The sequence below is a fragment of the Anaerobacillus sp. MEB173 genome, assembly GCF_052119505.1.
Lineage (GTDB): Bacteria > Bacillota > Bacilli > Bacillales > JBJMAU01 > JBJMAU01.
In genome coordinates this window covers 1-18,718 of the sequence record NZ_JBJMAU010000017.1, presented here as the reverse complement: position 1 = coordinate 18,718, position 18,718 = coordinate 1, and the positions used below count along the sequence as shown (strand labels likewise).

The following is an 18,718-nucleotide window of genomic DNA, read 5'->3' as shown; positions in this document are numbered from 1 at the left end:
TGGGGAGTCCATGTTGAAGATTTTAATGCCTCATCGATTGTAGTGGTAATAGAAAATATGGATTTAGAATGTGATGGAGGGATAATGAATTAAATAAGATTGGAGATTGTTTATGGAAAAAGAGGCTTTAAATTCAAATGCCAGTCTGACATGGAAACAGTATTTGTTATTAGTGATCCCGATCACGCTGGCTGCTGTATCAACACCTCTATTAGGAGCTGTTGATACAGCGGTCGTCGGGAGGATGCCTGATCCAGCCTACATAGGTGGTGTTGCAATTGGCACATTAATATTTAATACAATTTATTGGCTTCTTGGCTTTTTGAAAGTAGGTACATCGGGATTTACCGCTCAAGCAAGCGGAAACCAAAATCAACAGGAATTAATTTTAGCATTTATTAGACCGGCGTTTTTAGCGGTATGCTTTGGTGTTTTGTTCATTCTTTTACAAGTTCCGATTGAAAAAGCAGCCTTCTTATTAATTGAGGCAACGCCATTAGTAGGTCAGTTGGCATCAGAATATTATGCAATACGTATTTGGGGAGCACCGTTTGCTCTGCTAGGTTACTGTATTTTTGGTTGGTTAATCGGATCGGCTAGAGTAAAGCTCTCGCTTGCACTACAACTATATATGAATTTTATCAATATTATCCTGAGTATTTTATTCGTTCTTGTTTTTAATTTTGGTGTGAAAGGTGTAGCGTTCGCGACACTTTTTGCGGAAATAAGTACAGTCATGATTGGTTTATACTTTTTAAAAAAGTTCGATGTTTTTTCTTTCGAATATTTTAAGTCTAGGATCATGTTCGATAAAGTAAAATTTATGGCAATGTTAAAAATGAACCGCGATTTATTTATTCGTACGATTTGTCTCTTAACTGTTTTTGGATTTTTTACCGCAAGGGGATCAGCATTGGGCGTTGATATATTAGCTGCCAATGCGATTTTATTCCAGATCCATTATTTAGTTGCTTATATGTATGATGGTCTTGCCGGAGCAAATAGTATTCTAACTGGAAAAGCTATCGGGCAACGTCATTATCCTCTGTATAAACAGATGCTGAAATTGTCTTTTATTGGCGGATTGGTTTTGTCAACTTGCATTTTTGTTATTCTTTTACTATTTAAAGATCCGTTAATAGCAGTATTTACGACATTAGAGAGTTTGAGAGAGATAGCGATTGATTATTATTTTTGGATATTACTATATCCATTTGTAACGTTTTGGGGATTATTGTTATATGGGATGTTTACCGGAGCTACTGAAGGTATTCCAATTAGAAACTCCACTATGCTTGCTCTATTATTGTTTTTTCTAGTTTATGTAATAAGTTATCCTACGTTAGGAAACCATGGCCTATGGCTGTCATTCATTTCATTTAGTTTAGGACGCACCTTGTTTTTAGGATTATATACCCCTCGATTACAGACAAAACTTAAGAGCATATGTGGTATTACAACAGAAACAAAGAATGAAAGGACGAAAAGTTTGTCAATTTGATCATGCTCTAACCTATCATAGTGTAATTAATTAGGAAGCTTCACATTAATTTAACAAACTTATGTGAAGCCTCTTTTTTTCAATTGCAGTTTATTTTTATGCGAACTAGCCTATTAATTTCAGCATTATAGCTTCAACATTCTCCTGATAATCTTTCAAATATCATGAACATATCAGCTACAGGATAATTTACGTCCTTAACGTTGCTTTAAAACATCTATTTGCTTACTGAATTTAAACTTCTGACTTCAATTTCCAAATACATAAAATATCATAGAAGTTAAAAATTGACTATTTATATAAAATCATTTATCATAAATCGTAATCATTACGATTTATGATGTGGAATAAATGACGAGTGATTATTATTACTTATATGGTTTTTCTTAAAGGATCTTATGTATAGCATGAATTAAAACAGGGAGGTAGGTAGAAAATGGCAACATGGAATTTATCAACTACAAAACATCACATCCTTATTTGTAATGGAAGTAGTTGTAAAAAAGCAGGGGCAGAAGAATTAACCCAATCCGTTAGAAATGAAATCATGGCTAAAAGGTTAGATTCTGTCATACACACATCAAGAACCCTTTGCAATGGAAGGTGTCACGATAAATGTGTCCTAATTACCTATCCAGATGGTCATTGGTATAAAGAGATGACAGGTAGGGATGCACCTCAGTTGGTTGAATCACTACTAAAAGGGAGTTCTATTGAAGACAAGGTGAGTCATTACTATAATGGAGAATGTTTTATACCAAATGAGGGAACGGTTCTAGGTGTTTACAAAGATGAGGGAATGGTAAAGAAGGTATCAAAAAAATTTTAAAATTCTTAAACCGTAATTATTCCCATGAATGGGTTCATTTTAACAAATAGACTTGTACTTATTATAAATGATAGTAAAAAGACATTCCATACTGAAAGGAATGTCTTTTTCATTGATACTTTTAGTTACGAACCTAACGAGCTAGGATGTTCGAAACAAGCATCTAGTTTCTTTTGAATGTCCTTATGATCAAGTTCCTCTCCAATAAACAAAAATTCAGATAAGACATTGGATGACCATGTGGGCATTTCAATGGTATCTACTTGAATAGACGAGCCAACTTGGGACACAACATAAAGTTCTTGACTAAAAGGGCTGTAGCATTGTCCTTTCATTCGAAAAACTTCATTAGGGAACTCATGAAAAAAATGTTCTAATCGAGAAAGTGTAATGGGAAAATGACTTCTATACACATACGTACAAATACCATATTGACCTAAGACCTTTAGGTGATTTCTTGACTCAAATAAATTCATTTGGTGAGTATAGAGGGAAGGTGCTGTATGGATGTCATTAGAAGCCTTTCTTTTATCATCTAACTGAAAGAACTCTTCCATTGTGACGACCGTTGCTTTTGGCTGCAAGCTCCTAATAAAAGAAAATAATTCACCAAGTCGTTCATGAGATAACCTATTGGTGTGACATATGACAATTGTATCCGCAGTTTCTAACTGATTAATTAGCATTTCTCCTACTGTATATTCCATTGTTACATTTGAATCGGCAGCACGAACAGATATTTCATGCTCTGAAAAATAGGAAAACCAAAATTCCCTTGCATCAATAAGATGTATGTGGGATTTAAGGAACCAATTCGTATCCTTCCTTTTAGAGATCAATGCTTCTATAAGGATTGGTGTCTCTGAGAGCGGATAAACATCTAATACAATCTCATCGAAATCTGTAGCAATATTGTCTCTTGTTAGTATTGTATATAGATTGGATATCGTATTTAACTCTATATCATGAATGGTCTCCCCTATTATGGTTGTATGGTTAAAGGGATCTTCTACTTTTTCCGTTAATTTAATATTTGTTTGCCGAAAAAGAATTTTCATTACTCTTTTTTGTTGCCTTGTTTGGATTCTTTTCATAAACAGACATCGATCCCTTGTAGAGAAGCCAGTTAAAACGGTAAGAGGTAGTTGCTTTTCCAATCTTCACACATCCCTTTACGAATAAATCTTACCAGCTCGATTTCTTTACACCTGGGATTTGCCCTTTATGAGCTAGTTCTCTAAATGCTATTCTAGACAGCTTAAATTTGCGTAGGACACCACGAGGTCTTCCAGTCATCTCACATCTTCTTGTTAATCGGCTAGGAGCGGAGTCTCTTGGAAGTTTGCTTAAACCTACATAGTCTCCTTTTTCTTTTAATTCTCTTCTTTTTTCAGCATAACGAGTAACTAGTTCTTGTCGTTTTATTTCTTTTGCTACTTTTGATTTTTTTGCCATTGTAATCCACCTTTCATATTTGTAAATCGAAATCATTACGATTTACAAATATAATAAAGGAAAAATAAAATGAAGTAAAGTACGAGTAAAAATATGTTATTTATTGAAGTGTAAAAAAACATTTTTGTAAACGAGGCGTTCACTTAGATTTATTTGTAACCCGTTACTTCGTTTAGTCTTCCTTTGTATAGGACAGTTTTGCTATTGCATCATGCATATGGATGGATTCTTCATTTCGACACTCAACAGTAAATGATTTGATTGTTTCATTTTCAAATAAGTCGGCAGCAACTAAGCGAACCATATCCTCCACAAAGCGAGGGTTTTCATATGCTCGTTCCGTCACAGACTTTTCATCAGGCCTTTTCAAGATTGGATATAGCATCGAACTAGCATTTGATTCCGCTGCTTTGAGTAATATAACTTTCCAGTCTTTGATTAAATTTAGCGGATTGAAAAACTCAGCTTTTATTGTGACATAACCCCGTTGATTATGTGCACTATATTCGCTTATCTCTTTAGAGCAAGGACATAGAGTAGTGACAGCGACGGTTAGCTCAACTTCATGAGTAAACCCTTTCTCTTGATCGTAATTTACGTTCATGCGAGCATCCGCATGTGCTAAACCAGCTTTCTTTAATATTGGACTAGTTCGCTCAAAAAACCAAGGGAAGTGAACATTAATGTGGGCACTCTTTTGTTCCATACGTTCTGTTAAATCTTTTGTAAAAGAATAAAGCTGTTCTACATTAACTACGAATCCTTCAAGGTGATATTCTTGAAGCAACTCAGTAAGGCGACTCATATTAATTCCTTTAGTATTTTGTTGTAGGCTTGTCGTTAAGGAAAATGTTCCAACTGTTGTATGGTTTTTTGGTTTGTAATCAGATTGAATAAGAATAGGGTGTTTAACATTACAAATTCCGACCGATTCAATTGCGAATAGAAAATCATTTGGTATGTTTTGAAGATCAGTCATGTCCTCTTTATTTAAAGGCTTATTTCCTATAACAGGGGGTACTGAACCAAACCTTTTGTGACGTTCTTGTTTAGAGGGTAAAGTTTTTATTTTCATTGATGCTCTCCTTTTCAAAAATAAGAATGATTACGATTTAAATATTATAATATCAATACACTGGAATGAAAAACAAAATGCTCCATTTTACTATAGAGAAATAGACCCTATCATTTTGTTCTTGATTCGCATTATAAAATATAATAAAGTGTAAATAGTAATTATTACGATTTAAAAGGAGAAGTGAGAATTTGTATGATTGGATAATTATCGGTGGAGGAATTCATGGCTGTACAGTGGCTACTTTTTTAATTAAAAGTGGTAAGGTAGATGTTGATAATCTTCTTATCATTGATCCAAACGATGAACCACTTTTTAATTGGAAACGGAATACAGATTTGATCGGAATGGAGTACTTGCGCTCACCTTCCGTCCATCATATTGACGTAAATCCTTTTAGTTTAGAGAAATACGGGAAGCCGATAAAGGAAAAAGGGTTTTATGGCTATTACATGCGTCCATCATTACAACTGTTTAATGAACATTGTGAAGCGGTGCTAAAAGAAGCTGGTATCGATCAAGCATGGCATAAGGGAATGGTCACTGATGTAACGAAACATCTAGAGGGGTGGAGAGTCGAAACTAGCGAGTCTCAATCATTTTTCGGAAAAAATATCGTCATCGCTTTCAATACGAGTGAACAATATATTCCTGAGTGGATTGATAGTATAAAAAGGAAAGTTCCAGACCAGATTTATCATGTTTTTAATGAAAGACTTGCTGACCTTCATCAACTGACCCCTCCAATTACAGTCGTAGGTGGCGGCATCACTGCGGCTCATGTTTCCATTACATTAAGTGCGTTGTTTCCTGGTAAAGTGACACTTTTAAAACGTCATGAGTTCCGAGTGCATCCCTTTGATAGTCACCCAGGCTGGTTAGGACCAAAGCATCTACAATTGTTTAAAATGATCAAAGATTATGATGAACGAAGAGAAATGATTCAACAAGCGAGAAACAAAGGCTCGATTCCAAAAGAACTACATCGTAAGTTACGTAAGCTAGAGAAAGAAGAAAAACTAACGATTATTACAGACGAAATTATTTCGGCAGCTGTAAATCGAAATTGTATCGAATTGAATCTGAAAAATAATAAGAAGAAAATGAGTACAAACACCATCATTTTAGCGACAGGATTTCAAGCCGTACCGCAAGGACAACGATGGCTTCAAAAACTAATAACCGAACAAAACTTACAATGCGCCAACTGTGGATTCCCAATTGTCAGCGAATCGTTAGAATGGTGTCGTCATTTATATGTAACTGGATCACTTGCTGAATTAGAAATTGGTCCAGTTTCCAGAAATATTTCAGGAGCTAGAATGGCCGCAAGAAAAATCGTATTAAGCTATACAAAATAAAACGGAATGATATTGGTTATCACCATTGACAGTCAACTATCAACTTCTATCAACTATTAAACATAAAGGAGCGTGAAACCTATGAAAAGCAAAATTCCAGTTACTGTGTTAAGCGGATATTTAGGTTCAGGAAAAACGACATTATTAAATCATATATTAGCCAATAAAGAAAACAAAAAAATTGCTGTGATTGTCAATGACATGAGTGAAGTAAACATTGATGCGACAATGATCAAGCAAGGCGGCTTTTCGAGAACAGAAGAAAAAATGGTCGAGCTTCAAAATGGCTGCATTTGCTGTACGCTGCGTGAAGATCTCATGATTGAGGTCGAAAAATTAGTCAAGGCCGGTGATATTGAATATATCGTGATTGAATCAACAGGGATTTCAGAACCGATTCCAGTAGCGCAAACATTTACGTATATCGATGAGGAGCTAGGCATTAATTTAACAGAAATTTGTACACTAGATACGATGGTTACGGTAGTCGATGGAAATCGCTTTTGGCATGACTTTTCCTCTGGGGAAACTTTACTTGAGCGAAAACAGGCAACTGATGAAGCTGATCAAAGGGAAGTCGTTGATTTGTTAATTGATCAAATCGAATTTGCGAATGTGATTATCCTGAATAAAACAGATTTGATCGGTGAAGAAGATACCACAGAATTACTGGCGGTTTTACAAAAGTTAAATCCGGACGCGAAAGTTATTAAAAGCTCCTTCTCACAGGTATCTCTTGATGATGTTTTACATACAGACTTGTTTGATTTTGAAAAAGCAAGTCAAGGAGCTGGCTGGATTAAAGAGTTAAATCAAGAGCATACACCTGAAACAGAGGAATATGGAATTTCATCGTTTGTCTATCAACGAAGACGTCCGTTTCACCCGGAAAGGTGGAGAAAGTGGCTAGAAGACTGGCCGATTGATGTCGTTCGGGCAAAAGGATTTTTTTGGTTGGCAACTAGGAATCATATGGCTGGTTTGCTCTCACAGGCAGGTCCTTCATTAACGATTCAAGGTGCAGGAGAGTGGGTAGCTGCCTATCCTGAGGAAGAAAAAGCGCGAACGCTTCAAGAAGAGCCTGAACTGCTGGAAAGATGGGACCAACTATACGGTGATCGCATGACCGAAATTGCGATGATAGGTCTAGAAATGAATCGTCAAGAAGTGGAAGAGTCTCTTGATCGATGTTTACTTACTGATGAAGAAATGTATATGGATTGGTCAACGTTTATTGACGAACTTCCGCCGTTTATTGAAACTGAGTAAACAACGAAAAGGTATGGGTGGTAAATTACTCATGCCTTCTTTTGATTAATTAATAGTTACTAACTCCACTGGTCCGTGCCCGTCATGAACATGATGTAGTCGCCCGTTTACTAAATAATCTCATATGCAGTATTATTTCATTTTCTTATTTTACTCTCCAAGAAATAAATAGGAATAATTACGATTTATATACAATACATATAAAAGTAAAAAAAGGAGGGGGACAAATGAAGAAGATACCTGTAATTATATTATCTGGCTTTTTAGGAAGTGGGAAGACAACCTTGTTACAGAGGTTTCTTAATGAATGCTCACATAAAAAGCTTACTCCGGCTGTATTAATGAACGAAATAGGAGAAACCGATACCGATGGAAAAAGCATCTCTAGTAAAAGTCAGATCATCGAGAAGCTTTTGGATGGGTGCATTTGCTGTAATAAAAAAAGTGAAGTCACTCAGTCGATAGAAAAACTTCTTACATTAAATCCGGACATAATTTTTATTGAGCTTACTGGAGTCGCTAATCCAGAAGAGGTTGCTGATTCATTAACTGAACCTGAATTACTTCATCGAGTTTATCTTGAAAAGGTCATTACACTCATTGATGCAGAGTATATCCTTTCTTATAATAGCGTTTTTGAATCTGATCGTGAGCTCGTTCGAACGACAAGGAGACAAATTGAAGTAGCTGACAAGCTGATTGTTAATAAAATTGATTTAGTGTCGGAAGCTATAAAAGCAAAAATCAATAAACTTCTAATCAAGTATAATCCAGACGCAACCATTTCTTTTGTGAACTACAGTAACATTGATGTTTCAAAGCTATTTAAGTTTTCGAACCCAAATCGGGTTATGTATAAAATTAAAGGTATTCAGCACGAGTCGAATCATCACACACACCATCACTCATACTCGCGCATAAAAAGTATTTCACTACCGATTTTGGCGAAAACAAGCAAAAGGGAAATTGAGACCTTCCTAAAAAAATGGAAGTCTAATTTGCTTCGAGCAAAAGGCTACGTTTTCCTCGGCGATGGTACATATCTTATTCAGCTTGTGATGAAACGTATGAGTTGGGAACGTACAGATTATAGCGGTGACCATTATTTAGTTCTAATTGGAATAGACCTTCCTAAAGAAGAAATTTGGAAGGAATGGGAGCATATGATCCAAAAAACAAAAGCATAATTGAAATTAAAACGTTAAGATTCTAACCAAATTTTAACGTTTATTTTTTTGACTAAAAACATTTAAATCGTAATCATTACGAATTGTATCATGGAATGGTCCTTGTCCGCATATAGTGAATTAAAGAAAATGTTGGAGGCAATATAGATATGCAAATAAACGATCGTCTAGCTGAAATGATAGGATTTCTCCTCTTAGCCGTTGCTGCACTCTTCATATTATTTAGCAACCAATTGACAATCACTACTTTCTATATACCGGATTCGTTCTTAACCTTTAATATGATTTTTTTAAGTATTTTGATTGAAGCTATTCCGTTTGTATTAATCGGGGTATTTATTGCGGGGATGATTCAGGTTTTTGTCACGGAGGAGCACTTGAAAAGGTTAATTCCCCAAAATAAATTCCTAGCTGTGATTATGAGTTGTTTTATAGGTGCGTTGTTTCCAGCTTGCGAATGTGGAATTGTTCCAATTGTGCGTCGTTTAGTCGCAAAGGGAGTTCCCTTATTTGCAGGGGTAGGCTTTCTGCTTACAGGTCCTCTGATTAACCCGATTGTTATTTTCTCAACGTATATGGCATTTGGTGAAAATTTGAAGATTGCCTTATTAAGAATGGGGCTCGGTTTAGTGATCGCGATAATTATCACTGGCAGCATCTCTATTCTGTTTAAAAGAAACCAGTTAAAAAGAAGTAAACAATTACTATCCGTAGAATCACATTCAACCATCAATCAACCTTTAGGTTTTCGTGTAAAATCAATGTTTGAGCACGCGATAGATGAATTTTTTGATATGGGGAAATTTTTAATTATCGGCGCGATTTTAGCCGCATTTGTACAGACATACGTATCAACGAAAACCGTTTTGGGGCTGGGAGAAGGGGTTTTTGCTTCCACACTTGTTATGATGGGACTTGCGTATTTACTATCGTTATGTTCCGAAGCAGACGCATTTATCGCAGCATCTTTCCGCCATTTGTTTCCACAAACGTCATTGCTAGGATTTTTAATTTATGGACCAATGCTTGATTTAAAAAATACGATTATGATGATGGCCGTTTTTAACATTCGCTTTGTTATTGTACTAATGATCATTATCACAACAACTGTACTAGGGATTTTACTATTTGTACATCCGTGGATCTAAAAGGGGGGAGAAACGATCATACGCATACAACTAAGACAACTATTTAAGGCGTTCGTATTATTATTGTTTGCTGTTTTTATTTTTGTTTTACATGAGACGGGGGAGATTAGCCGGTTCATCAATCCAAATTATATTTATTTTAGTCAGATTGCGTCAGTGCTTTTTTTGTTTCTATTTTTTATTCAAGTAACGCGAATTTTTACTTCGCTTGAACATGACCATAGTCAATGTGGTCCTTGGGGCTGTAATCATGATCATGGAAATGTTGGGAGATTATCACTACGGGCAATCATAGGTTATGGCATTATCATCGTACCATTAGTGACCGGTTTTGTTCTTCCTTATAAAGATTTTGGTGCAGCAGAAGCTCAAAAAAGAGGAGTTAGCTATTCAGTTCATCATGACCATGGTGAGCTTAGAGATCATGAATTTTTCCCTCAAGAGAAAGATATTCTTAAAATAATTGACGAGCCAGTCCTTAATTTTGACAACATTAACTATGCAAACTATCTTACCGCAATAACGACGTATCCAGAAGGCTTTGTTGGAAAATCAATTGAATTGGCTGGATTTATTTTAGAGGATGATTTTCATGTCAATACAAAACGCATGGTGATAACGAGGTTTCTTGTCACTCATTGTGTGGCAGATGCCCATGCTGCCGGATTAGTAATTGAAGATGGCTTTAGTCTTGGAATGAAAGAAAATTCATGGATACGATTAATAGGGAAATTGGATGTACAAAAGGAAGATGAATTGCTGATACCGATAATAAAAGTAGACAGCTGGGAAGAAATTGATTTGCCTCTTGATCCGTATATCTATCCTTAGATAAAAAGGAAGTGTCATTATAAAGCACACTTCCTATTCTCGTTGTTAGTCATTTTGCAATTTTAATAATGCTGATTCAATTTCCAGTCCATCTAAATTTTCGCCGATAAAAACGAGTACAGGTTCGTATTGTTTATTAGGCTTGCAGCGTTCAAATATTGGATACCCATAAGCGTAGTTAAATAGGAAAATCCCAGGTGTTTCTTTGATTTTGATAAACCCTTTTACTCGATATAATTGTCCTGAGCATATTTGGAGATAGTTCTCTAATTCAATTCTACTTATCGGATGATGTATCGAGAACGTAAAGGTTTTTAAATGAAAATGGGCATGTTCATTATCGTCTTCGTTGGTAACTGTTATTGAATTGATCATGGTTGATGTTAATAATGATAAGTCGATTTCCGCATAAGAAGTCGGGATAATCTGTCCATCGGGATTAATCTCTCTTATACTATTGCTTAACGAATCTACGTCTCTTTTCTCAATCGTATCCAATTTATTCAAGACGATAATATCTGCATACTTGATTTGCTCCATTAACAGTTTTTTTAGTTTAATGCTCATTTTACCTTCTTGCCATTGCTTTGCATTAACTACCGTAATAATACTTTTCAATTTTACACCATGAAGTAAAGTTGGATGGGTACATGCGTCAATGACATCAAGTAGGTGGGCAGCACCTGTTGATTCAATATAGATCGCATCAAGCTGATATTCTTCAATTAACTGTTTTAATTGTAAACTTAATTCTCCCTGTAAATTACAGCAAATACAACCATTTGATAATTCTTTGAATGGAGTTTCATCGGGGATAAAATCCGAATCAATGCTTACTTGTCCCATTTCATTCATAATAATGCCAATTTTTCTACCTTGCTGCTGCTCATATTCTATTATTTTTGCTAGTAATGTACTTTTTCCGCTACCTAAAAAGCCACTAAGAATAAAAATATCAACGGTAGTACTCTTCAAATAAATTACCTTCTTTCGTTTTCCGTAGATTATAAATAGTTAATCGTAATTGTTACGATTATTATTGTAAAGCTATTTTATTTAAATTTGTATAAAAACATAAGAATTAACAATTGAAAAAATGATAAAAACAACGACGATTGATTAAGCAAAAATTTAATAGCTTTTAAATATCTAGAAGAGCTGAATCCGTTAAGGTGAATGAACTTCCTTTCAATTCTAATTACAACCAGTAATTTATTAAAAAACATATAAACATTAAGCCCCCGTTAAATATTTAAATTTTATTGACAATTAGATGTTCGTACCTTACTATTGATAATAGTTTTCAATATCAATTGGGAGGAACAAGTTTTATGGCAAACCAAATACATAAAAAACGATTTTTATTTATGTCTGCATTAATTCTTATTTTATCTATGACTTTACTTGGTTGTTCAGGTTCAAGTGAATCAGTAGAAAATTCAGCTTCTACTAGTGAAAGTAGCAATATGATTACTTTTGCTTGGCCTAGAGATGTCGGAGAAATGAATCCACATGTCTACAATCCATCTCAAATGTTTGCTCAATCTATGGTTTATGAAACGTTAGTTAGTTACCAAGATGGAGGAGAGTTAAAACCACAATTAGCAGAATCCTGGGAGATTTCTGAGGATGGGAAAGAATATGTATTCAATTTACGTCAAGGTGTGAAATTTTCTGATGGCTCAAGTTTCAATGCTGAGATTGTGAAAAAGAACTTTGATACTATTTTAGACCACAGAGAAAGACATGGTTGGTTAAGATTTATTTCGTTAATTGATAATACTGAGGTCATAGATGAACATACATTTAAGTTTACTTTAAAGGAATCATATTACCCTACAATTCAGGAATTAGCTGTTGTTCGTCCAGTACGTTTCTTAGGAGAGGCGGGATTCCCTGAAAATGGTGACACTTCAAAAGGTGTAGAACAACCAATCGGTACAGGTCCGTGGGTTTTGGAAGAACATAAAGTAGATCAATATGCTATTTTTAAACGTAATGAAAATTATTGGGGTGAACTCCCAAGTGTAGAGCGAATTAAAGTCAATATCATGCCTGATGCGGAAACACGCGTACTAGCTTTTGAGAAAGGTGAATTAGACCTTATATATGGTGAAGGTGTTATTAATATAGATGCTTTTAATCAATTAAAATCTACAGGTTCATATGAGAGTAGTATTTCTGAACCAGTTGCAACTAGAATACTAGTAATGAATACGAATAGGGAGACGCTTTCAGATATCCAGGTGCGTCAGGCTTTACATTATGGGTTTAATAAACAAGCAATCGTCGAGGGTGTAACATCTGGATTGGAAGAAGAGGCCGACTATATTTTATCAACAAATCTTCCATACACTTCAAATATTGATGTAAAAACGGTTGATTATGATGTTAATAAAGCTGAGCAATTATTAGACGATGCAGGATGGAAGTTACCAGAAGGAAAAGATATTCGTGAAAAAGACGGGAAATCACTTGAAATCGAGTTAATGTATAATTCTGCTGAATCTATTCAAAAAACGATGGCAGAAGCATTACAATCAGAGTGGGCGAAAATTGGTGTGAAATTAAACATTGACGGAGTTGAACTTCCTACTCAAGTGGAAAGATTCGGTAAGAATGAATTTGATATGAATTTCTACAGTAACTATGGTGCTCCATATGACCCGCATGCTTTCGTAAACGTAGTTTCAACAGAAGGATTTGGGTTTAGAGAAGCTATATCATCTTATCCTAACAAAGATGAGTTGTTGAGCCAAATTGCTGCTGTCCAACAAACAACTGACGAAAATGAGCGTCAGGAACTATACACATCCATTTTAGGTTCTTTACAAGAGCAAGGTGCAATTGTACCGATTTCTTATATTAAGCAAATTGCAATCTATCAAAAAGGTGTTTCTAATTTTACATTCCCTGCTAATCGGGATGAGCATCCTTTTACAAGTATTAGTATCGAGGAGTAAGTGACAGGAGTTTTCTAATGGGTACTTATATTTTGAAACGAATTATGACTATAATTCCAATTTTTCTAGTAGCTACTTTGCTAACATTTGGAATGATTCACCTATCACCAGTAGATCCTGCTGAAGCGTACTTAGCTGCTGCGCATATCCAGCCAACAGAAGAGCTATTGGCCCAAGTAAGACACGAATTTGGCTTAGATAAACCTCTTCTTGTACAGTATGTAAACTCCGTTATTCAGATATCCCAATTTAACTTTGGGGTATCTTATGTAACGAATAAACCTGTATGGGAAGAGATATCTTCTCGAATATCAGCAACCATTCAGTTGACTGTAGGGAGCCTCATCATAGCGGTTCTAGTCAGTATCCCACTTGGGTTTTTGGCAGGTATAAAGAAAAACAGTGGAATCGACCATTTTAGTCGATTTCTCTCTTTTTTCGGGGCATCCATACCTTCCTTTTGGTTTGGATATTTGTTGATCTTTTTCTTTTCTGTAAAACTAGACCTATTCCCAGTAGAAGGTATAGGAACTTGGAAACATCTGGTTTTACCCGCTATAACTTTGGCTTTACCATTAATCGCTTTATATACCCGATTATTACGTGCAAGCGTGCTTGAAAACTTAGAAGAGCCTTATGTGCTTTTCGCCCGAACGAGAGGAATTCATGAAAAAAAAATAATGGGAAAACATGTATTAAGAATTGCCATATCCCCTATGGTTACTGGTCTTGGTATTAATTTAGGAAAGCTGATGACAGGTGCTATCATTGTAGAGGCAGTATTTTCATGGCCAGGATTTGGGCGGTATTTTATCGAGGCAATTTTTAACCGGGATATTCCTGTTATTCAATGCTATGTACTGTTAGCTGCAGGTTTATTTCTTATTAGCAACTTAATCGTTGACCTTATTCAAATGTACATTGACCCACGTATTTCAAGAAAAGGTAGGCAGTTCCAATGATTGCAAGTTTAGGTGATATAGTAAAAACTCAAAAAGTAATTGTTTTATGTTCTCTAATATTATGCATATTATTTTTTATCATGATCTTTGCTCCATGGCTTACACCTAATGACCCCACTTTAGTTAATTTTGCTCACAAACTTCAGGGCCCTTCCTTGAATTACCCATTAGGAACAGATCACTTAGGCAGATGTACGTTATCACGTATCTTATATGGCGCTCGTGTTTCACTGGGGTTTGCTACTTTGATTTTTATTTCTTCTTTAAGCATCGGTTTGATCATCGGACTTATTGCAGGTTATAAAGGTGGTTGGGTAGATCAAGCGTTAATGAGATTTGGTGATGGTGTGATGTCATTTCCAGACCTTTTGCTAGTTCTTGGGTTAATTGGTATATGGGGGGCTGGCCTTAAACAAGTAGTAATTGCTTTAATTTTTGTACAATGGGTCTATTACGCAAGGGTCATAAGAGGAGTAGTTCTAAGCCTGAAAGAACAGAACTATATTACCGCTGCAAAAATAAGTGGTTCTTCTCAATGGAAGATTATGAAGAACCATATCATTCCTAATGTCCTTCCACCACTAGCAGTAATGGGAACATTAGAAATGGGTTGGGCTATCATGCATTTATCTTCCATGTCATTTTTAGGTTTAGGTGTGCAACCCCCTACACCAGAGTGGGGAGCCATGATACACGAAGGGAAATCATATATCAGGACAAATCCATCATTAATGATTTATCCTGGTCTAATGATTATGCTTGTTGTCGTTACCTTTAATTTATTAGGCGAATCACTATCAGAACGTTTTGGGATTAAACGTCGATAATAAAGAAGGACTGATAAAATAATGGAACCAAAAGAGAGAAATATTTTACAAGTCAGTGACTTACATGTACAAGTAAAAACAAAAAATGTCCTTTCCACACTTGTTCAAGACATTAATTTCGGAATTGAAAAAGGAAAGGTACTGGGACTTGTTGGGGAAAGTGGCAGTGGTAAAACAGTCACAAGTATGTCTATCTTACAACTGCTTGATCGAAAAAACATGAAAATAGAGGGAAGCATTACACTTAGAGGGCAAGAATTAAATGGGTTAAAAAACAAAGAAATGCGGCAAATTCGAGGGAAGGATATTGCCTTTATTATGCAAAATCCGATGAATGCCTTTACGCCTGTTTTTACGGTTGGTCACCAATTTGTTGAAACGATTAGGTCGCATACTACATTAAATAAGAAGCAAGCAAAGGAGCTTGCGATTGATATAATGGAAAGTGTAAATTTACCACATCCTGATAAGTTATTAAAAAAATATCCTTTTCAATTAAGTGGAGGAATGCTTCAGCGTGTAATGATTGCCATGGCAGCATGCTTACATCCTGCAGTAATTATTGCTGATGAGCCAACAACAGCACTTGATCTTCATAACCAACTATTAGTCCTTCGTCTATTAGATAAAATTCGTTCAGAATACGGAACATCGATTTTACTGATTTCCCATGATCTTGGGGTAATTGCAGAAATGGCTGATGATGTAATTGTGATGCAACATGGCAGGATTGTCGAAAAAGCAAATGTATTTCAATTATTTGATCATCCACAACATGAGTACACAAAGAAGCTGTTAACCACAAGGCCTACCTTACAAGTTGAACAACAGTCTATCACCCATATGTTGTTGTGATCGATAGAATGCATTTTGCAAAGAGGTGAAACCAATGAGCTTATTACAGGTAAAAGAAGTAACTCATAGCTACAATTCTAAAAAGCTTTTTACATGGAGAAAACAGTCAAATAATGCACTTACTGATATTTCCTTTTCAATTGAGGAAGGAACCTGTCTAGGATTACTCGGGACGAGTGGGGCTGGTAAAAGTACCTTAGGGAAAGTGATTCTTGGCATACAACGTCCGCATCAAGGCCAGGTTTTGTTTCAAGGATACGATATTTATAATTCGGATAAAATGACTCAACGAAAAATACGCCGTGATCTGCAAGTTGTTTTTCAGGATTCATATTCATCTGTTAATCCCCGTATGACGGCTGAGCGTATTATAAGCGAACCGTTAGAGAACTATGAAAATTTAACTATAGATGAGCGGAGAAGAACGATCATTTCGCTTTTGGAACGAGTAGGGTTGAGTGAGAAGGATTTAAAAAAATACCCGCATCAATTTAGCGGCGGACAATTGCAAAGAATTAATATTGCTAGAGCAATCTCTCTTAAACCAAAGTTAATCGTCCTGGACGAATCGGTCAGTAGTTTAGATATGGTTACACAAAGCTTAACTTTAGACTTATTAAGAGAATTAAAAGATGACTTCGGCTTATCTTATCTCTTTATTACCCATGATATTAAAGCTGCCTTTTCAATCTCTGATACATTAGGTGTACTGGAAAAAGGAGAGTTGATCGAGCTTTATGATTCGAAAGAGCAATTTTTTTCCTCAAAAAACCCTAATGTTTTACGAATGAGAGAATCCATTCTTGCAGAGCATCCACGGTTTCGTTCACTTTTGCTAGGGTGAACCTGTGGGTCCGGAAAAAATGAAAAAATAGTGTCACAACATATCATTATGTGTGACCTTTTTTGTGTTAAAAGAGAAGGAATATGAATTTACAAAAAATAAGATATTCAAATCATTATTTAAATATCTTTATCCATTAAAAATACATGGCTATTTGAATGGTGATCTATGCCTGTTCATTACGTATTGAAAAAAGGTGAAAGATTATGAAACTAGAAACGGAATCTATAAAGATACAAAGCAAGTCACCCTTTTCAAATAAGGAATATTTAACTCTTGCTATACCACTCATTGTAGCGGGAATATCAACACCTGTTTTAGGTGCAGTGGACACGGCTGTCGTTGGTCGAATGCCTGATCCGTCTTTTATCGGTGGAGTTGCAGTTGGTACGCTAATCTTTAATACAATGTATTGGTTACTTGGCTTTCTTCGAGTTAGTACAACGGGCTTTACATCACAAGCTCAAGGATCAAACAATGAAATGGAAATGACCTTATCTTTTTTACGGCCTATGGTCATTGCGGTCTTGTTTGGCATATTTTTTATAGCTGTGCAGTATCCGATTCTACAGGCAGCTTGTTATTTAGTAGGAGCTAGTGAGGCGGTTACGAATCATGCAGAGACGTATTTTTCAATTCGAATTTGGGGTGCCCCCTTTACATTACTTAGTTATGTCATTATTGGTTGGCTAGTGGGACTTGGGAAGGTTCGTTTATCATTAACTACGCAAATATTTATGAATGTGTTAAACATTATTCTTGATCTTATTTTTGTATTAGGATTTGGGTTTGGTGTAGCAGGAGTCGCCAGTGCAACGTTAATTTCTGAAATAAGTGCAGTATTATTTGGGCTATTGATGATCTATCGTGCACAACAATTACATATTTCAAAAATAAAAGTAAACATGATATTAGAAACTGCCCCTCTTATGAAAATGTTAAAAGTAAATCGTGATTTGTTTTTACGAACGGTTTGTCTCCTGACGATGACTGTAATTTTTACAGCTAAAGGAGCAAGTATGGGAGAGGTAACATTAGCAGCAAATGCTATACTTTTGCAAATTCATTACCTTTTAGCATACTTTTTTGGCGGATTTGCTAATGCCTCCAGTATTCTTGTTGGTCGTGCAATTGGCAGTAAAGATGAAGACTTGTATAAAAGAGCATTTACCTTATCTGCACAATGGGGAATTTTATCTGCAATCGTTCTTTCAATTTGTATCTCAATATTGGGTGAATATGTTGTTTCATTATTTACGACTATATCTATTGTCAAAGAGATAACAGTCAGTCTCCTAATATGGATGATAATTTTTCCATTTGTCGGATTTTGGTATGCTCAATTAGAGGGAATTTTTTCAGGTGCAACAGAGGCAAAGTTTATCCGGAACTCGATTATTCTTGCATTACTTGTCTTCTTTACAGCTAACTGGTTGTTTATCCCACTCTACGAAAACAATGGATTATGGCTTGCATTTATTTTATTTATGTTGGCACGTTCTTTGTTTTTATGGATGTATGTTCCAAAGCTTAGAAAAAATATAGGGGTGTTTGAAAAGTGAGTGCAGCATGGATAACTGTGTGATTCTTAATGATTTGTCATCATTATTT

The 18,718-nt window shown here is 35.6% G+C and carries 17 protein-coding genes; 13 read left to right on the top strand and 4 right to left on the bottom strand.

Translation table 11 applies throughout. The features are described from left to right. Positions 1-112 precede the first annotated feature (112 nt). Together ACJ2A9_RS19740 and ACJ2A9_RS19735 are read left to right on the top strand one after the other, a co-directional pair. Positions 113-1,501 (top strand): MATE family efflux transporter, encoded by a 1,389-nt coding sequence (locus tag ACJ2A9_RS19740; RefSeq protein WP_441423408.1) that lies wholly within the window; start codon positions 113-115, stop codon positions 1,499-1,501. A gap of 436 nt (positions 1,502-1,937) precedes the next feature. Continuing rightward, positions 1,938-2,330 (top strand): (2Fe-2S) ferredoxin domain-containing protein, encoded by a 393-nt coding sequence (locus tag ACJ2A9_RS19735; RefSeq protein ID WP_441423407.1) that lies wholly within the window; start codon positions 1,938-1,940, stop codon positions 2,328-2,330. A gap of 125 nt (positions 2,331-2,455) precedes the next feature. Here the strand turns inward: ACJ2A9_RS19735 and ACJ2A9_RS19730 are convergent, their stop codons facing one another. From ACJ2A9_RS19730 to folE2, 3 genes are all read right to left on the bottom strand, one after another. Then, entirely contained in the window at positions 2,456-3,487 is a 1,032-nt protein-coding gene (locus ACJ2A9_RS19730; RefSeq protein ID WP_441423406.1) for a GTP-binding protein, read from the bottom strand. A 28-nt stretch (positions 3,488-3,515) separates the two neighbouring features. After that, complete coding sequence (gene rpsN, locus ACJ2A9_RS19725; protein WP_441423405.1) at positions 3,516-3,785, bottom strand: 30S ribosomal protein S14; 270 nt, start codon at positions 3,783-3,785, stop codon at positions 3,516-3,518. 172 nt (positions 3,786-3,957) lie between these two features. Beyond that, positions 3,958-4,860, bottom strand: coding sequence for a GTP cyclohydrolase FolE2 (gene folE2 / locus ACJ2A9_RS19720; RefSeq protein ID WP_441423404.1), 903 nt, complete (start codon positions 4,858-4,860; stop codon positions 3,958-3,960). A 191-nt stretch (positions 4,861-5,051) separates the two neighbouring features. Between folE2 and ACJ2A9_RS19715 the strand changes: the two genes are divergently transcribed. From ACJ2A9_RS19715 to ACJ2A9_RS19695, 5 genes are all read left to right on the top strand, one after another. After that, entirely contained in the window at positions 5,052-6,221 is a 1,170-nt protein-coding gene (locus tag ACJ2A9_RS19715) for an FAD-dependent oxidoreductase (RefSeq protein WP_441423403.1), read from the top strand. A gap of 81 nt (positions 6,222-6,302) precedes the next feature. After that, positions 6,303-7,490, top strand: a complete 1,188-nt coding sequence (locus tag ACJ2A9_RS19710) for a GTP-binding protein (RefSeq protein WP_441423402.1) — start codon at positions 6,303-6,305, stop codon at positions 7,488-7,490. A 227-nt stretch (positions 7,491-7,717) separates the two neighbouring features. Beyond that, positions 7,718-8,677 carry a CobW family GTP-binding protein gene (locus ACJ2A9_RS19705; protein ID WP_441423401.1) on the top strand — a complete coding sequence of 320 codons (960 nt, stop codon included), beginning with the start codon at positions 7,718-7,720 and terminating at the stop codon, positions 8,675-8,677. Between the two features lie 143 nt (positions 8,678-8,820). Then, positions 8,821-9,825, top strand: a complete 1,005-nt coding sequence (locus ACJ2A9_RS19700) for a permease (RefSeq protein ID WP_441423448.1) — start codon at positions 8,821-8,823, stop codon at positions 9,823-9,825. A 15-nt stretch (positions 9,826-9,840) separates the two neighbouring features. After that, complete coding sequence (locus ACJ2A9_RS19695) at positions 9,841-10,656, top strand: TIGR03943 family putative permease subunit (RefSeq protein WP_441423447.1); 816 nt, start codon at positions 9,841-9,843, stop codon at positions 10,654-10,656. A 45-nt stretch (positions 10,657-10,701) separates the two neighbouring features. On the opposite strand, the gene ACJ2A9_RS19690 is transcribed toward ACJ2A9_RS19695, so the two are convergent. After that, positions 10,702-11,631 carry a CobW family GTP-binding protein gene (locus tag ACJ2A9_RS19690; RefSeq protein ID WP_441423400.1) on the bottom strand — a complete coding sequence of 310 codons (930 nt, stop codon included), beginning with the start codon at positions 11,629-11,631 and terminating at the stop codon, positions 10,702-10,704. Between the two features lie 392 nt (positions 11,632-12,023). Between ACJ2A9_RS19690 and nikA the strand changes: the two genes are divergently transcribed. The 6 genes from nikA (at position 12,024) to ACJ2A9_RS19660 (ending at position 18,669) form a co-directional block, all read left to right on the top strand. Next, positions 12,024-13,619: a nickel ABC transporter substrate-binding protein gene (nikA, locus tag ACJ2A9_RS19685; RefSeq protein WP_441423446.1), complete on the top strand. Its 1,596-nt coding sequence runs from the start codon at positions 12,024-12,026 to the stop codon at positions 13,617-13,619. 17 nt (positions 13,620-13,636) lie between these two features. Beyond that, positions 13,637-14,581: a nickel ABC transporter permease subunit NikB gene (gene nikB / locus ACJ2A9_RS19680; RefSeq protein ID WP_441423399.1), complete on the top strand. Its 945-nt coding sequence runs from the start codon at positions 13,637-13,639 to the stop codon at positions 14,579-14,581. Then, positions 14,578-15,408: a nickel ABC transporter permease subunit NikC gene (gene nikC / locus ACJ2A9_RS19675; RefSeq protein ID WP_441423398.1), complete on the top strand. Its 831-nt coding sequence runs from the start codon at positions 14,578-14,580 to the stop codon at positions 15,406-15,408. The genes nikB and nikC overlap by 4 nt, the downstream gene beginning before the upstream one ends. 21 nt (positions 15,409-15,429) lie before the next feature. Then, positions 15,430-16,263 carry a nickel import ATP-binding protein NikD gene (gene nikD / locus ACJ2A9_RS19670; protein WP_441423397.1) on the top strand — a complete coding sequence of 278 codons (834 nt, stop codon included), beginning with the start codon at positions 15,430-15,432 and terminating at the stop codon, positions 16,261-16,263. A 34-nt stretch (positions 16,264-16,297) separates the two neighbouring features. Continuing rightward, positions 16,298-17,107, top strand: a complete 810-nt coding sequence (gene nikE / locus ACJ2A9_RS19665) for a nickel import ATP-binding protein NikE (RefSeq protein WP_441423396.1) — start codon at positions 16,298-16,300, stop codon at positions 17,105-17,107. Positions 17,108-17,313: 206 nt separating this feature from the next. Next, a complete protein-coding gene (locus ACJ2A9_RS19660) occupies positions 17,314-18,669 on the top strand; it encodes an MATE family efflux transporter (protein WP_441423395.1) in 1,356 nt (451 codons plus the stop codon). Positions 18,670-18,718 lie beyond the last annotated feature (49 nt).

Coding starts and splice junctions, on each gene's coding strand:
- ACJ2A9_RS19740 (WP_441423408.1), top strand. CDS start 113: ATGGAAAAAGAGGCTTTAAATTCAAATGCCAGTCTGACATGGAAACAG.
- ACJ2A9_RS19735 (WP_441423407.1), top strand. CDS start 1,938: ATGGCAACATGGAATTTATCAACTACAAAACATCACATCCTTATTTGT.
- rpsN (WP_441423405.1), bottom strand. CDS start 3,785: ATGGCAAAAAAATCAAAAGTAGCAAAAGAAATAAAACGACAAGAACTA.
- folE2 (WP_441423404.1), bottom strand. CDS start 4,860: ATGAAAATAAAAACTTTACCCTCTAAACAAGAACGTCACAAAAGGTTT.
- ACJ2A9_RS19710 (WP_441423402.1), top strand. CDS start 6,303: ATGAAAAGCAAAATTCCAGTTACTGTGTTAAGCGGATATTTAGGTTCA.
- ACJ2A9_RS19705 (WP_441423401.1), top strand. CDS start 7,718: ATGAAGAAGATACCTGTAATTATATTATCTGGCTTTTTAGGAAGTGGG.
- nikA (WP_441423446.1), top strand. CDS start 12,024: ATGTCTGCATTAATTCTTATTTTATCTATGACTTTACTTGGTTGTTCA.
- nikB (WP_441423399.1), top strand. CDS start 13,637: ATGGGTACTTATATTTTGAAACGAATTATGACTATAATTCCAATTTTT.
- nikC (WP_441423398.1), top strand. CDS start 14,578: ATGATTGCAAGTTTAGGTGATATAGTAAAAACTCAAAAAGTAATTGTT.
- nikD (WP_441423397.1), top strand. CDS start 15,430: ATGGAACCAAAAGAGAGAAATATTTTACAAGTCAGTGACTTACATGTA.
- nikE (WP_441423396.1), top strand. CDS start 16,298: ATGAGCTTATTACAGGTAAAAGAAGTAACTCATAGCTACAATTCTAAA.
- ACJ2A9_RS19660 (WP_441423395.1), top strand. CDS start 17,314: ATGAAACTAGAAACGGAATCTATAAAGATACAAAGCAAGTCACCCTTT.